The sequence below is a fragment of the Pseudomonas abietaniphila genome (assembly GCF_039697315.1).
Taxonomy (GTDB): Bacteria; Pseudomonadota; Gammaproteobacteria; order Pseudomonadales; family Pseudomonadaceae; genus Aquipseudomonas; species Aquipseudomonas abietaniphila_B.
In genome coordinates, this window is record NZ_CP155619.1 from 3028334 (window position 1) to 3040855 (window position 12522).

The window sequence follows — 12522 nt, forward strand, 5'->3', positions numbered from 1 at the left end:
TGTCACTCACTATTGAAGGTACTGGCCCACCGCATTCGCGAGCAAGCTCACTCCCACAGGACCGTGGCCGAGCAGGCGCCCGTGCATCAACTCGGTCACTGTAGGAGACGTCCGAGGTTACGAGGGCAGCGATGCGGTGTGTCAGTCACCGGTGATGGTGCTGAACCACCGCATTCGCGAGCAAGCTCACTCCCACAGAAGAGCGCGGTTCAATTGTAGGAGCGCGCTTGCCCGCGATAAGGCTTAACCAGGCGCTACAAACTCTCCAGGCACCCCGCTAGATCATCGGCCAGCTTGCTCAGCAGCTGCTCATAACCCTGAGCCGTGGCAGGCGTGTATCCACCAAGCCCATCCAGCTCCGCCAGCTTCACCGGCAAGCCCGCACTCAGGGTTTCTGCCAGACGCGGACGCAGCGGCGGCTCGCTGAACACGCAGGTCTTGCCGAACGATGCCAAGCGCGTGCGCATGGCGGCGACGTGCTGCGCGCCCGGCTGCACTTCGCTGCTGACCGCGAACACACCCGCATGCTTGAGCCCGTAGGCCTCTTCGAAATAATCGAAGGCTTCGTGGAACACGAAATACGGCTTGTCGGTGATGCCCGCCACGCGCTGTTTGATCTTCGCGTCCAGCGCGTCCATGCGTTCATCGAATGCCTGAACGTTACTTGCGTAGCGCGCCGCGTTGTCCGGATCGGCCTGACTCAGATCGGCAGCCATTTTCGCCGCGATCACTCGCGCGTTGACCGAAGACAGCCACAGGTGCGCGTCGACGCTGCCCGGACGGTGGTCGTGATCGTGCTCGTCATCATCACCGTCGTCGTCATGGTGATCGCTGCTCGCGGTGAAGTGGCGCAAATGCATGCCGGGCAACGACTGAACCGGCACCGATGCCTTGGTGCGGCCGGTCAGTACGCGCGGCAGGAACGTTTCCATGTCAGGGCCGATCCAGTAGAGCAGGTCTACGTCCTGAACGCGCCGTACGTCGGACGGGCGCAGCGCGTAGTTATGCGGTGATGCGCCCGGCGGCAGCAGGACTTCCGGCACCGCGATTCCGTCTTGCACAGCCGCAGCAATCAGCTGTAGGGGCTTGATGCTGGTCAGCACTCGAACCTCGGCCTGGGCGGGAGCAATGGAAAGAAATCCGGTGATGAATACGACAAAAAGTAAAAAAAGTCGGGACACGGTGACCACTCATGGGGGCAGGAACGGGTAACATAATAACGTCTCTCACAAAAGCCGTCGCCGCCCATGTCTAATACACCACTGGCCAGTCGCCCCCACGATCACTCTCATTGCGTACACAGCGCCCTGACTGAGGCCGACACTTTGTGTGCCGGGAAAGGGCTGCGGCTGACCGCTCTGCGTCGTCGCGTGCTGGAGCTGGTCTGGCAAAGCCACAAGCCACTGGGCGCCTACGACATCCTCGCGGTCTTGAGCGAAGAGGACGGTCGCCGCGCCGCGCCGCCCACCGTGTACCGTGCGCTGGATTTCCTTCTGGAAAACGGCCTGGTGCACCGCATTGCCTCACTGAACGCTTTCGCCGGCTGCAACCACCCGACCCATGCGCATCAGGGCCAGTTCCTGATCTGTCGCGAATGCCACGCAGCCATCGAGCTGCAGCACGGAGCTATCAGTGCCGCCATCGTCAACGCGGCCAACGAAGTGGGCTTTGACGTGGAAGCCCAGACCGTCGAAGTGGTCGGTGTGTGTGCTGGCTGCAAGGCCGCCTGATGAGCGACGCACTGATCCGCCTGCAGGACGTCAGCGTCACTCGTGCCGGCCAGAGCGTGCTGGAAAACATTCAGCTGAGCGTCAGTCCCGGCGAGATCGTTACCTTGATCGGCCCTAACGGCGCGGGCAAGACAACGCTGGTGCGCGCCGTACTCGGACTGCTAAAGCCTGATTCGGGCGAGGTCTGGCGCAAACCCAGACTGCGCATCGGCTACATGCCGCAGAAGCTCCATATCGACGCCACGCTGCCGTTGTCCGTCCTGCGCTTCCTGCGCCTGGTGCCGGGCGTCGACCGGGCAACCGCGCTTGCAGCCCTGTCCGAAGTGGGCGCCGAAAAAGTCATCGACAGCCCGTTGCAGGGCATTTCCGGCGGCGAAATGCAGCGCGTTCTGCTGGCCCGTGCCCTGTTGCGCAAGCCGGAGCTGCTGGTGCTCGACGAGCCCGTGCAAGGCGTCGATGTTGCCGGCCAGGCCGAACTGTATGCGCTGATCACGCAACTGCGTAACCGTCATCAGTGCGGCGTGCTGATGGTGTCCCACGATTTGCACCTGGTGATGAGCACCACCGATCAGGTGGTCTGCCTGAACCGGCACGTCTGCTGCTCCGGGCATCCCGAGCATGTCAGCAACGATCCGGCGTTCGTCGAGCTGTTCGGTCAGCACGCGCCAAGCCTGGCGATCTATCACCACCATCACGACCATGCGCACGACCTGCACGGCGAGGTCTGCCAACCCGCCGCCGCTCACGACCACTGTCACGACCCTGCGCACGCACACTCGCACCCTCATAACCATGACCACGGAGACAGCTGCAAGCATGGCTGATTTTCTACTCTATGCCTTGCTCGCAGGCCTTGCTCTGGCGATCGTCGCAGGCCCGTTAGGTTCGTTCGTGGTCTGGCGCCGCATGGCCTACTTCGGCGACACCTTGTCCCACGCCGCCTTGCTCGGGGTTGCGTTGGGCTTCTTGCTGGACATCAGCCCGACCATCGCCGTGACAGTTGGCTGTCTGCTGCTCGCCATCCTGCTGGTGACCCTTCAGCAACGTCAGCCGCTTGCCTCAGATACGCTGCTGGGTATTCTCGCGCCCAGCACGCTGTCACTGGGCCTTGTCGTCCTGAGCTTCATGCGCGAAGTGCGGATCGACCTGATGGGCTATCTGTTCGGCGATCTGCTGGCGATCAGCCCAACTGACCTGTCGTGGATCCTGGGCGGCAGCGCGGCGGTGTTGGTGCTGATCTGTGGGCTGTGGCGGCCACTGCTGGCCATCACGGTCCACGAAGAACTGGCGACGGTCGAAGGCCTGCCGGTCGCGGCCCTGCGCATGACACTGATGCTGCTGATTGCCGTGGTCATCGCAGTGGCGATGAAAATCGTCGGGGTATTGCTGATCACCTCATTGCTCATCATTCCGGCGGCTGCGGCACAACGTCACGCCCGTTCGCCCGAGCAAATGGCTTTGGGGGCGAGCATTATCGGTGTGCTTGCAGTCTGTGGCGGGCTCGCGCTGTCCTGGTTCAAGGACACCCCGGCAGGCCCGTCCATCGTGGTCTGCGCTGCCGCGTTGTTTTTGCTGAGCTTCCTTTTACCCAAGCGGTAGAACCTTGGACTGGAAGAACAGTCATACTCCGCAATAATTGAATGGCGGCAATATGCAATGATCCGATGCAGCGCCGCCGATGGTGATCAGTTATTTTCGGTGCAAGGCACTTATGTGTAGACTTGCTCGTTTTTTGCGCAAATAGAGAATCGCAGGAATGAAGCCGTTCGCATCCCGTTATCTGCTGCTTGCTGCATTTTCCACACTGTTGGTCGCCTGCCAAAGCAAGCCTGTCGAAGCGCCCGCACCTGTCGCGGCGCCTGACGCGTATCAGCAGCTGGATCAGAACATCGCCAGCAGCGAATTGGCCACCGCTGAAGATCAGTTGGCCGCTTTGCAGAGCAAGAACCCTGACGACCCGCGTCTGGAGCAGTACCAACGTCAATTGGCCGAGGCTTACCTGAGCCGCAGTCAGATCGTCCTGCAGAAAGGGGACGTCAATGCCGCCGCCACCGCGCTCAGCCGTGCTCGCGCGCTGATGCCCAAGGCGCCAGCGTTAACCAGCGGCGTGAATGGCGCGATTGCCAACGCGCGCAAGGCCGAACTCGATAAGGCCGAAGCCGATTTGCGCGCGGCTGAAGCGAAGCGCACCGCGAAGGTCATCGACCCTACAGCCGAAAGCACGACGGTCAAGCTGAACATCGCCGATTCGAAGCAATTGCGTCGCCAACTGAACGACATCGCCGCCGATATTGCTGCGTTTAATTGCGAAGTGACGATTCAGGTACCGCGCACGGACGACTATCCTTGGCTGGCAACGTTGCTGACCAAGCGAGTGACGAAGATCAATCCGGACTTCGAATTGCAGATTCAGCGCGAGATCGAAAAAGCCGAGCCTGCGCAGATCAACTTGAAACCCGCGAAGCTCTGATCAGATTCTGATTAAAAGAAAGGCGTTGCCCTCACAGGCAACGCCTTTTTTATTTGCAGCGCCTTAGTCCATGGATGAGCGCGCTTGCCCGCGATCTGGTCGGTACATCCGTGGATGTACCATTCTTTCTCGGGCAAGCGTGCTCCTAAAGGTCAGCAGTCATCCAATGCGCGGCGCCGCTATCAAGCCGGAATCGCCTTGGCCTTCGGCTCACGTGCCCAAACACGATGCTGTTTCATGGCATCGAAGAAGGCAGTAAACGATTTGCTGTCCGAGACCGCCAGCAATCCCGCGTCCGGGTCCAGATGCAACGTGTCGATCAGCTGTTTGGCATCTCCGGCATAGGCAATCGCCTTGAGGTGCTTGTAAGCCTCCAACACGTAATGCAGCGCCACCCCATTACCGCTCAGGGCTTTCACGGAAGCTGCGCCGCCTGGAATGAATACCGCGTCGAACGCGATGGAAGGCAGGCCTTCCGCCGAGGCATCCACGGCCAATGTACCGCCACCTGCGGTCTTCACCGGCGCAGAGGTTGGACCGAGCACCTTGGCGTGAGCCGACTCGGCTTCCAGCGCGGCCTTCATGGCGGCAACGGCTTTCTCGTCAACGCCGTCAGCAACCAGAATCGCCACTTTGCGTGAGGCAATGTCGCCCGGCAGCAGATTGGCCTGGCTGAGCAATGGAGACGTGTCCACCGTTGGCTTGCCAGTCTTTTGAGCTTTGACGGTCGGACCTTTTGGCACAGGCAACCCGAGGTTTTCGGCGACCCGCTTGGCCAGGGTCATGTCGATGTTCGCCAGAATCTCGTTCACCTGACGCGCGCGAATGTGCTCGCGTTCCACTTTGCCGAGCTCAAAGCTGTATGCCGCGATGATGTGCTCTTTCTCGTGCTCGCTCATGCTGTTGAAAAACAGCGTGGCTTGGGAGAAGTGATCCCCAAACGACGGGCTGCGCTCGCGCACCTTGTGGGCTTCAACGCGCTCCTGATACGTCTCGAAGCCGCCATCCTGCGGGCCGGCAGGTGTTTCTTTCGGCCAGCCGCCATCGATGGAGTTCGGCTCATAGGACGCACGGCCCTTGTCGATGGTCATGCGATGCTGAGCGTCGCGCTGACCACTGTGGTTCGGCGATACAGGGCGGTTGATCGGGATCTCGTGAAAGTTCGGGCCACCCAGTCGGCTGATCTGCGTATCGGTGTAGGAGAACAGACGGCCCTGCAGCAGCGGGTCGTTGGAGAAGTCGATGCCTGGGACCACGTGGCCCGGGCAGAAAGCGACCTGCTCAGTCTCAGCGAAATAGTTATCCGGGTTGCGATTGAGCACCATTTTGCCCAGCGGCGTCACCGGCACCATTTCCTCGGGAATGATCTTGGTCGGGTCGAGCAGGTCGAAGTCGAACTTGTGCTCGTCTTCTTCGGCGACGATCTGCACGCCCAATTCCCACTCTGGATAGTCGCCCGACTCGATGGATTCCCACAGATCACGACGGTGGAAGTCCGTGTCTTTACCCGCAAGCTTCTGGGCTTCATCCCACAGCAGAGAACAGGTGCCGTACTTGGGTTTCCAGTGGAATTTCACGAACGAGGATTTACCCTCGGTGTTGATCATGCGGAAGGTGTGGATGCCAAAGCCCTGCATGCTCCGCAGGTTTTTCGGAATCGCCCGGTCCGACATGGTCCAAAGCACCATGTGAGCAGATTCAGGCACCAGCGAGACGAAATCCCAGAAGGTGTCGTGCGCCGAACCGCCGGTGGGGATCTCGTTGTGTGGCTCAGGCTTCACGGCATGCACGAAGTCCGGAAACTTGATCGCGTCCTGAATGAAAAACACCGGCATGTTGTTGCCGACCAGGTCGTAATTACCTTCGCCTGTATAAAACTTGACCGCAAAACCGCGCACGTCGCGCACTGTGTCGCCAGAGCCACGAGGGCCTTGCACGGTGGAAAAACGCACGAACACCGGGGTTTTCTTTCCCGGATCACGGAGGAATTCGGCCTTGCTCAGCGCGGAATGGTTCTCGTAGCTCTGGAAGTAGCCGTGGGCGGCTGTGCCGCGTGCATGGACGATGCGCTCCGGAATGCGCTCGTGGTCAAAATGCGTGATTTTCTCGCGCATGATGAAGTCTTCGAGCAGCGACGGGCCGCGGTTGCCGACTTTCAACGTGTTCTGGTTGTCGGAGACTTTTACGCCTTGATTGGTGCGTAATGCCTGACCTGTTGCGTCTGAACGGAATTGCTCAAGACTCTCGAGTTTCTCGTTAGTGTTGCCTCGATCCAACGTATCGGTGCCGGCCAGATCGCTCTTGGGCGTCGGGCTCACTGGTGCTGGTTTCTTCGTAGCCATCGGTTTAAAACTCCTCGGTTCAGGCGGCTCTTTCTCGGTCTTCCATAGGCGAAAGGCGGAATAAGCTCGTTAAGCAAGGATTTCCCGGACAGAAGACAGGGGAAATCGCGGCGCTTATTAAGTGACTGAGGGAAAAATGGGCCGTTCCGTGTTTTTTCTGACCTTTGGTCTAACGTTGCTTCAGCCGAAGGTCAGCCCAGCCGAAATGGCGTTATGACCGTTCGGCAGGTAATCCGCTAAATAAATGCTAAGAATTCCGGGCCCAATCCCGGCCTGACAGGCTAAAATGCGCGCCCGGTTTATCCAGCCGAGGCGATAAACGGCCGAAATGGCATCGCCCAGCAGTGTGTTCGAGGCTCTTCTCATACGCTGCTTTTTCTACCGCGCCCCCACAAGGTTCGCTAAGTGATCGAGTTTCATAACGTCCATAAAACCTACCGGGTCGCCGGCAGGGAAATCCCCGCGCTGCACCCGACCAGCCTGCGCGTCGAAGACGGCCAGGTGTTTGGCCTGATCGGCCATTCCGGTGCAGGTAAAAGCACCATGCTGCGCCTGATCAACCGCCTGGAAGCGCCAAGCGGCGGCAAGATTCTGGTCGATGACGTCGATGTCACCGCCCTGGATGCCGACGGCCTGCGTGGCTTTCGCCGACAAGTCGGGATGATCTTCCAGCACTTCAACCTGCTGTCGTCCAAGACCGTAGCTGATAACGTCGCCATGCCGCTGACCCTGGCCGGGGACATGTCCCGCGCCCAGATCGATCAGCGAGTGGCGGAATTGCTGGCCCGCGTCGGGCTGTCCGACCACGCCAAAAAGTACCCCGCGCAGTTGTCCGGCGGTCAGAAGCAGCGCGTCGGCATTGCGCGCGCGCTGGCGACCAAGCCGAAGATCCTGCTGTGCGACGAGGCCACCAGTGCCCTCGACCCGCAAACCACGGCGTCGGTCCTGCAATTGCTGGCGGAGATCAACCGTGAGTTGAAGCTGACCATCGTGTTGATCACTCACGAGATGGACGTGATCCGTCGCGTCTGTGATCAGGTGGCGGTGATGGACGCCGGCGTGATCGTCGAGCAAGGCCCGGTGGCCGACGTGTTTCTCCATCCCAAGCACCCGACGACCCGACGGTTCGTCCAGGAAGACGAACAGGTCGACGAGAACGAGCAGAACACCGACTTCGCTCACGTGCAGGGCCGCATCGTGCGCCTGACGTTCCAGGGCGAAGCGACCTACGCGCCATTGCTGGGAACCGTCGCACGGGAAACCGGTGTGGACTACAGCATCCTGGCCGGCCGCATCGACCGCATTAAGGACACTCCTTACGGGCAACTGACGCTGGCCATCACTGGCGGCGACATGGACGCCGCGTTCGCCCGCTTCACCGCGGCTGACGTTCACATGGAGATCCTGCGCTGATGGATACCCTGATCAATCTGTTTTCCAACGTCGACTGGTACGAAATCTGGTTAGCCACAGGCGATACCCTGATCATGCTCGGCGTGTCGCTGGCGTTCACCGTACTGCTGGGCCTGCCGCTGGGCGTACTGATGTTCCTCACCTCGCCGCGTCAGTTGCTCGAGAACAAGCCGGTCTACGCCACCGTCGGCCTGATCGTGAACATGCTGAGGGCCTTGCCGTTCATCATCCTGTTGATCGTGATGATGCCGCTGACCGAAATCATCACCGGCACTTCGCTGGGGATTCTCGGCACGCTGCCGCCGCTGATCGCAGGCGCCACGCCATTCTTCGCGCGCCTGGTCGAGACGGCATTGCGGGAAGTGGATCGCGGCATCATCGAAGCGATTCAGGCGATGGGCGCCACAACACGCCAAATCATCGTCAAAGCGCTGCTGCCTGAAGCCCGTCCCGGCATTCTGGCGGCGATCACGGTAACGGCGATTGCGCTGGTGTCCTTCACCGCAATGGCGGGCGCCGTGGGTGCCGGCGGTCTGGGTGACCTGGCGATTCGTTATGGCTACCAGCGCTTCCAGAACGATGTGATGTTCGTGACGGTCGTATTGCTGCTGGTGCTGGTGCAGATCCTGCAAACCGTGGGCGACAGACTGGTCGCGCACTTTTCGCACCGTTAACTGAGTTCGCCGGTCGTCGACCGGCAGGTGCGCGCCACACCGCGCGCATTTCAAGGAGTAGAACCGATGAAAAAACTGTTGGCCGTCTTCGCTGCCGTGGCTGCCTTTTCCGCCCACGCCGATGAAACCCTGACCGTCGCTGCCACTGCCGTGCCGCACGCTGAGATTCTCGAATTCGTCAAACCGGCGCTGGCCAAAGAAGGCGTGACGCTGAACGTTAAAGTCTTCAACGACTACATCCAGCCAAACGTGCAGGTCGATCAGAAGCGCATGGACGCTAACTTCTTCCAGCACCAGCCGTATCTGGATGAGTTCAACAAGGGCAAAGGCACGCATCTGGTGAGCGTGGCGAAGGTTCATGTCGAGCCTTTCGGTGCCTACTCGGACAAGATCAAGAACCTCGCCGATCTGCCTGATGGTGCAACTGTCGCGCTGCCGAACGACGCCACCAACGAAGGCCGCGCGTTCCTGCTGCTGGTCAAGGCCGGTCTGATCACGCTGAAAGACCCGAACAGCATCACTGCCAAGCCGAGCGATGTGCAGCAGAACCCGAAAGCGCTGAAATTCCGCGAGCTGGAAGCGGCCACGTTGCCACGCGTGCTGACTCAGGTGGACCTGGCGCTGATCAACACCAACTACGCGCTGACCGCCAAGCTTGATCCGACCAAGGATGCGTTGATCATCGAAGGCCAGGAATCGCCGTACGCGAATATCCTCGTCACCCGCGAAGACAACAAGGACTCGCCGGCCATCCAGAAACTGGTCGCCGCGCTGCACAGCCCGGAAACCAAAGCGTTCATTCTTGAGAAGTACAAAGGGGCGGTGGTTCCGGCGTTCTGATCACCGTGATTCGATCGTTTCCACGCAGAGCGTGGGAGCGATCATGAAACGGTCCACGCGGCGAAACACAACATCCTGTGGGAGTGAGCTTGCTCACGAAAGCGACGTGTCAGACGGCATCGATGTCATCGACTTGATCGTCCCCACGCTCCGCGCGGGAATGCCGATCCGGCCGCTCTGCGGCCACTGTGACGCGGAGCGTCACGAAATGCATGCCCACGCAGAGCGTGGGAACGATCATTGACCCTCACTTCCTCTCAACCAACCCCGGCAACTGCGCAATCAGCTTCTGGTTGTTCAACGGCGAGCGGATGAAGCCGCGCTGGGTGCCGTCCGGACCAAGAAGGGCGAGGTTACCGCTGTGGTCCACCGTGTAATTCGGCTTGCTGGTGTCGGCCGGAATGAACGGAATGCTGACCGCATTGGCCAGCTTCTGGATGCTGTCCACCGGCGCGGTCAGGCCCACGAACTGCTTGTCGAAGTAGCCCAGATACGTCTTGAGCTGCTGCGGCGTATCGCGGTTAGGATCGACGCTGACCAGCACGATCCGCAGTTTGTCGACGGCCTCTTTCGGCAGTTCACTCTTGATCTGACGCAGTTGGGCGAGGGTGGTCGGGCAGATGTCCGGGCAGAAGGTGTAGCCAAAAAACAGCAGCGTCCATTTGTCCTTCAGTGACCCCAGTGACACCGGCTGGCCGTCTTGGTCGACCATCTTCAGATCGGGCACGTTACGGCTTTGCGGCAGCAGAATCACACCCGCGTCGATCAGCGCGGTCTGGTCTCCCTGACCCTTGCCCGACAGCACACGATTAACGGTAAGGCCCAGCACCACCGCTACGATGGCCACGAGAACAAAGACGGTTTTTTGGGTTCGGGTCATAAATTCAACACTAGGTAGTGATCTACGAGCAGCGCGATGAACAGCAGCAGCAAGTACCAGATCGAGTACTTGAAGGTGTTGATCGCGGCGTGCGGCCGGCTGCCACGGTACAACACCAGCGCCCAATGCAGAAAGCGAATCCCCAGCACGCTCGCGCAGATCAGGTACAGCACGCCACTCATCTTGATCACGAACGGCATCAGGCTCACGGCCAACAGCACGAAGGTGTACAGCACGATGTGCAGCTTGGTGTACCGCTCGCCATGAGTAACCGGCAGCATCGGGATGGCGGCCTTGGCATATTCGTCTTTGCGATGAATGGCCAGTGCCCAGAAATGCGGCGGCGTCCAGGCAAAGATGATCAGCACCAGGAGCAAGGGCTCGGCGCTGATGTGCCCGGTGACCGCGACCCAACCGAGCATCGGCGGCGCAGCACCCGCCAGCCCGCCGATGACGATGTTCTGCGGTGTCGCACGTTTCAGGAAGCCGGTGTAGATCACGGCGTAACCGAGCAATGAGGCGAGGGTCAGCCAGGCTGCCAGCGCATTGGTGAACGTCAACAGTAACGCCTGACCGATGATCGCAAGCAATGCGGCGAAGGTGAGGGCGGCAGCAGGTGAAACACGGCCTTCGGCAATGGGCCGCTTGTGCGTGCGGGCCATCAACGCATCGATGCGTCGGTCCACCACATGATTGACCACCGCCGCGCCGCCGGCACACAGCGAGATACCCAGATTGCCGAACAGCAGCACCGCCCACGGCACGCCGGCACGGGTGGCCAGAAACATGCCTACCAGCGAGGTAATCAGCATCAGCACCAGAACTTTGGGCTTGGTCAGCTCCAGATAGTCCCGCCACAGCGCCTGGCGATGCTGCTCGCCGGTTGCGGTTGTCATTAACCTTTCCCCTTGTCTCGGATTGCTTCTGCCCGGAGGGCGTGGGAGCAAGCTTGCTCGCGATCTGGCGCGCAGCGTCAGCAAAATCTGCCTACAGACCGCATCTGACACACCGCGAGCGTAAGTTTCGTGTCCGGTTTCCGGTCAATCGTCAGCAAGCTGGCCTCCCACGGCCTGCGGCCAGAATCAAAAACCTGCGAGCGCTCAGCACGTCGTCATCGATGCGGTCCTAAATGCAGCAGCACATGCGCGTGTTGCCAGAAGCTCGGTGCGTGTCTGCGTGAAACGGCGAATGCCGGCCGGACGCGGTAGTTGATGAATGTCATGGTCAGCATCAGAGCCGCACCGCCTGCGTTGTGCGCCACCGCTACCCCCAGCGGCAGATGGAAAAGCACGTTGCTCACACCCAACGCAATCTGCAGAACCAGCGCCACCGCTAACAGACCGGCCAAACCCTTGAGCCCTGCGCGCTGCAGCTGCCAGGCCAGCATCAGCAGCGAACAGGTCACCAGCAGCGCGCCGATGCGATGAGTCAGGTGAATCGCCGTTCGCGCCGTGCTGTCGAGTTTGCCGCCCAGGTAATTGGGGCCGATGTGCTGAGTCAGATGAAAGCCGTTGGCAAAGTCAGCCTCCGGCCACCATTGGCCCTGACACAGCGGCAGGTCAGTGCAGGCCATCGCCGCATAGTTGGAACTGACCCAACCACCCAGCGCAATCTGCAACGCCACCAACACCAGACCGACCGCCGCCAGACGCCGCACGCGCGGACTCATCTGTGGCATCGGCGCGAACACTCCGCTCAGCCGGGCCGTCAGCAGAAACAACAGGCTCAACGTCGTGATGCCGCCCAGCAAATGGGCGGTCACCACCTGCGGCCATAACTTGAGCGTCACCGTCCACATACCGAACGCTGCCTGGGCGCCAACCACACCTACCAATAACAACGGCAGTCCAACCGGTTGGTCGGAGATGTGCCGACGGTGCCAGGCTTGAACACCCAACATCATGATCATCAGCGCCAGGCCACCGGCGAAATAGCGGTGAACCATCTCGTTGCGGCCTTTGTGCTCCTCGACAGGCGAATCCGGGAAGCGCAGTTCGGCGTGGGCCAGCTGCGCCTCGGTCTTGGGCACGCTGATAAATCCGTAGCAGCCCGGCCAGTCTGGGCAGCCGAGGCCGGCATGGGTCAGTCGGGTGTAGGCGCCGAGCAGCACAACCACCAGCGCCAACAAGGTTGCACACAGTGCGAGACGAAATCCGGGTCTGGTCATCATGAC

12 protein-coding genes are annotated in these 12522 nt (G+C 60.6%); 7 read left to right on the plus strand and 5 right to left on the minus strand.

What is annotated here, in order from left to right; genetic code table 11:
* Positions 1–254 precede the first annotated feature (254 nt).
* Entirely contained in the window at positions 255–1181 is a 927-nt protein-coding gene (znuA, locus tag ABDX87_RS13450; protein ID WP_346833265.1) for a zinc ABC transporter substrate-binding protein ZnuA, read from the minus strand.
* 66 nt (positions 1182–1247) lie between these two features.
* Between znuA and ABDX87_RS13455 the strand changes: the two genes are divergently transcribed.
* From ABDX87_RS13455 to ABDX87_RS13470, 4 genes are all read left to right on the plus strand, one after another.
* Positions 1248–1730: a Fur family transcriptional regulator gene (locus ABDX87_RS13455; RefSeq protein ID WP_346833266.1), complete on the plus strand. Its 483-nt coding sequence runs from the start codon at positions 1248–1250 to the stop codon at positions 1728–1730.
* On the plus strand, positions 1730–2554 hold the full coding sequence (znuC, locus tag ABDX87_RS13460; protein WP_346833267.1) for a zinc ABC transporter ATP-binding protein ZnuC: 825 nt from the start codon (positions 1730–1732) through the stop codon (positions 2552–2554). Before ABDX87_RS13455 ends, znuC begins: the two co-directional genes overlap by 1 nt.
* Positions 2547–3329, plus strand: a complete 783-nt coding sequence (gene znuB, locus ABDX87_RS13465) for a zinc ABC transporter permease subunit ZnuB (protein WP_346833268.1) — start codon at positions 2547–2549, stop codon at positions 3327–3329. The genes znuC and znuB overlap by 8 nt, the downstream gene beginning before the upstream one ends.
* Positions 3330–3486: 157 nt before the next feature.
* Entirely contained in the window at positions 3487–4200 is a 714-nt protein-coding gene (locus ABDX87_RS13470; RefSeq protein ID WP_346833269.1) for a PA5502 family lipoprotein, read from the plus strand.
* Between the two features lie 182 nt (positions 4201–4382).
* On the opposite strand, the gene katE is transcribed toward ABDX87_RS13470, so the two are convergent.
* Positions 4383–6542 carry a catalase HPII gene (katE, locus tag ABDX87_RS13475; RefSeq protein ID WP_346833270.1) on the minus strand — a complete coding sequence of 720 codons (2160 nt, stop codon included), beginning with the start codon at positions 6540–6542 and terminating at the stop codon, positions 4383–4385.
* Between the two features lie 405 nt (positions 6543–6947).
* On the opposite strand from katE, the gene ABDX87_RS13480 reads away from it, so the two are divergent.
* From ABDX87_RS13480 to ABDX87_RS13490, 3 genes are all read left to right on the plus strand, one after another.
* Positions 6948–7955 (plus strand): methionine ABC transporter ATP-binding protein, encoded by a 1008-nt coding sequence (locus tag ABDX87_RS13480; RefSeq protein ID WP_346833271.1) that lies wholly within the window; start codon positions 6948–6950, stop codon positions 7953–7955.
* Positions 7955–8629 (plus strand): methionine ABC transporter permease, encoded by a 675-nt coding sequence (locus tag ABDX87_RS13485; protein WP_346833272.1) that lies wholly within the window; start codon positions 7955–7957, stop codon positions 8627–8629. The genes ABDX87_RS13480 and ABDX87_RS13485 overlap by 1 nt, the downstream gene beginning before the upstream one ends.
* A 66-nt stretch (positions 8630–8695) precedes the next feature.
* Positions 8696–9469 (plus strand): MetQ/NlpA family ABC transporter substrate-binding protein, encoded by a 774-nt coding sequence (locus ABDX87_RS13490; protein WP_346833273.1) that lies wholly within the window; start codon positions 8696–8698, stop codon positions 9467–9469.
* A 247-nt stretch (positions 9470–9716) separates the two neighbouring features.
* On the opposite strand, the gene ABDX87_RS13495 is transcribed toward ABDX87_RS13490, so the two are convergent.
* The 3 genes from ABDX87_RS13495 to ABDX87_RS13505 all read right to left on the minus strand — a co-directional run bounded on the left by ABDX87_RS13495 (position 9717) and on the right by ABDX87_RS13505 (position 12516).
* On the minus strand, positions 9717–10349 hold the full coding sequence (locus ABDX87_RS13495) for an SCO family protein (protein ID WP_346833274.1): 633 nt from the start codon (positions 10347–10349) through the stop codon (positions 9717–9719).
* Positions 10346–11245, minus strand: a complete 900-nt coding sequence (cyoE, locus tag ABDX87_RS13500; protein ID WP_346833275.1) for a heme o synthase — start codon at positions 11243–11245, stop codon at positions 10346–10348. The genes ABDX87_RS13495 and cyoE overlap by 4 nt, the downstream gene beginning before the upstream one ends.
* 215 nt (positions 11246–11460) lie before the next feature.
* Complete coding sequence (locus tag ABDX87_RS13505) at positions 11461–12516, minus strand: COX15/CtaA family protein (protein WP_346833512.1); 1056 nt, start codon at positions 12514–12516, stop codon at positions 11461–11463.
* Between the last annotated feature and the right edge of the window lie 6 nt (positions 12517–12522).

What these genes read in the sequence shown, in the direction of transcription:
- ABDX87_RS13455 (WP_346833266.1), top strand. Translation starts at nt 1,248, where the DNA reads ATGTCTAATACACCACTGGCCAGTCGCCCCCACGATCACTCTCATTGC.
- ABDX87_RS13505 (WP_346833512.1), bottom strand. Translation starts at nt 12,516, where the DNA reads ATGACCAGACCCGGATTTCGTCTCGCACTGTGTGCAACCTTGTTGGCG.
- cyoE (WP_346833275.1), bottom strand. Translation starts at nt 11,245, where the DNA reads ATGACAACCGCAACCGGCGAGCAGCATCGCCAGGCGCTGTGGCGGGAC.
- katE (WP_346833270.1), bottom strand. Translation starts at nt 6,542, where the DNA reads ATGGCTACGAAGAAACCAGCACCAGTGAGCCCGACGCCCAAGAGCGAT.
- ABDX87_RS13490 (WP_346833273.1), top strand. Translation starts at nt 8,696, where the DNA reads ATGAAAAAACTGTTGGCCGTCTTCGCTGCCGTGGCTGCCTTTTCCGCC.
- ABDX87_RS13470 (WP_346833269.1), top strand. Translation starts at nt 3,487, where the DNA reads ATGAAGCCGTTCGCATCCCGTTATCTGCTGCTTGCTGCATTTTCCACA.
- znuC (WP_346833267.1), top strand. Translation starts at nt 1,730, where the DNA reads ATGAGCGACGCACTGATCCGCCTGCAGGACGTCAGCGTCACTCGTGCC.
- ABDX87_RS13495 (WP_346833274.1), bottom strand. Translation starts at nt 10,349, where the DNA reads ATGACCCGAACCCAAAAAACCGTCTTTGTTCTCGTGGCCATCGTAGCG.
- ABDX87_RS13485 (WP_346833272.1), top strand. Translation starts at nt 7,955, where the DNA reads ATGGATACCCTGATCAATCTGTTTTCCAACGTCGACTGGTACGAAATC.
- znuB (WP_346833268.1), top strand. Translation starts at nt 2,547, where the DNA reads ATGGCTGATTTTCTACTCTATGCCTTGCTCGCAGGCCTTGCTCTGGCG.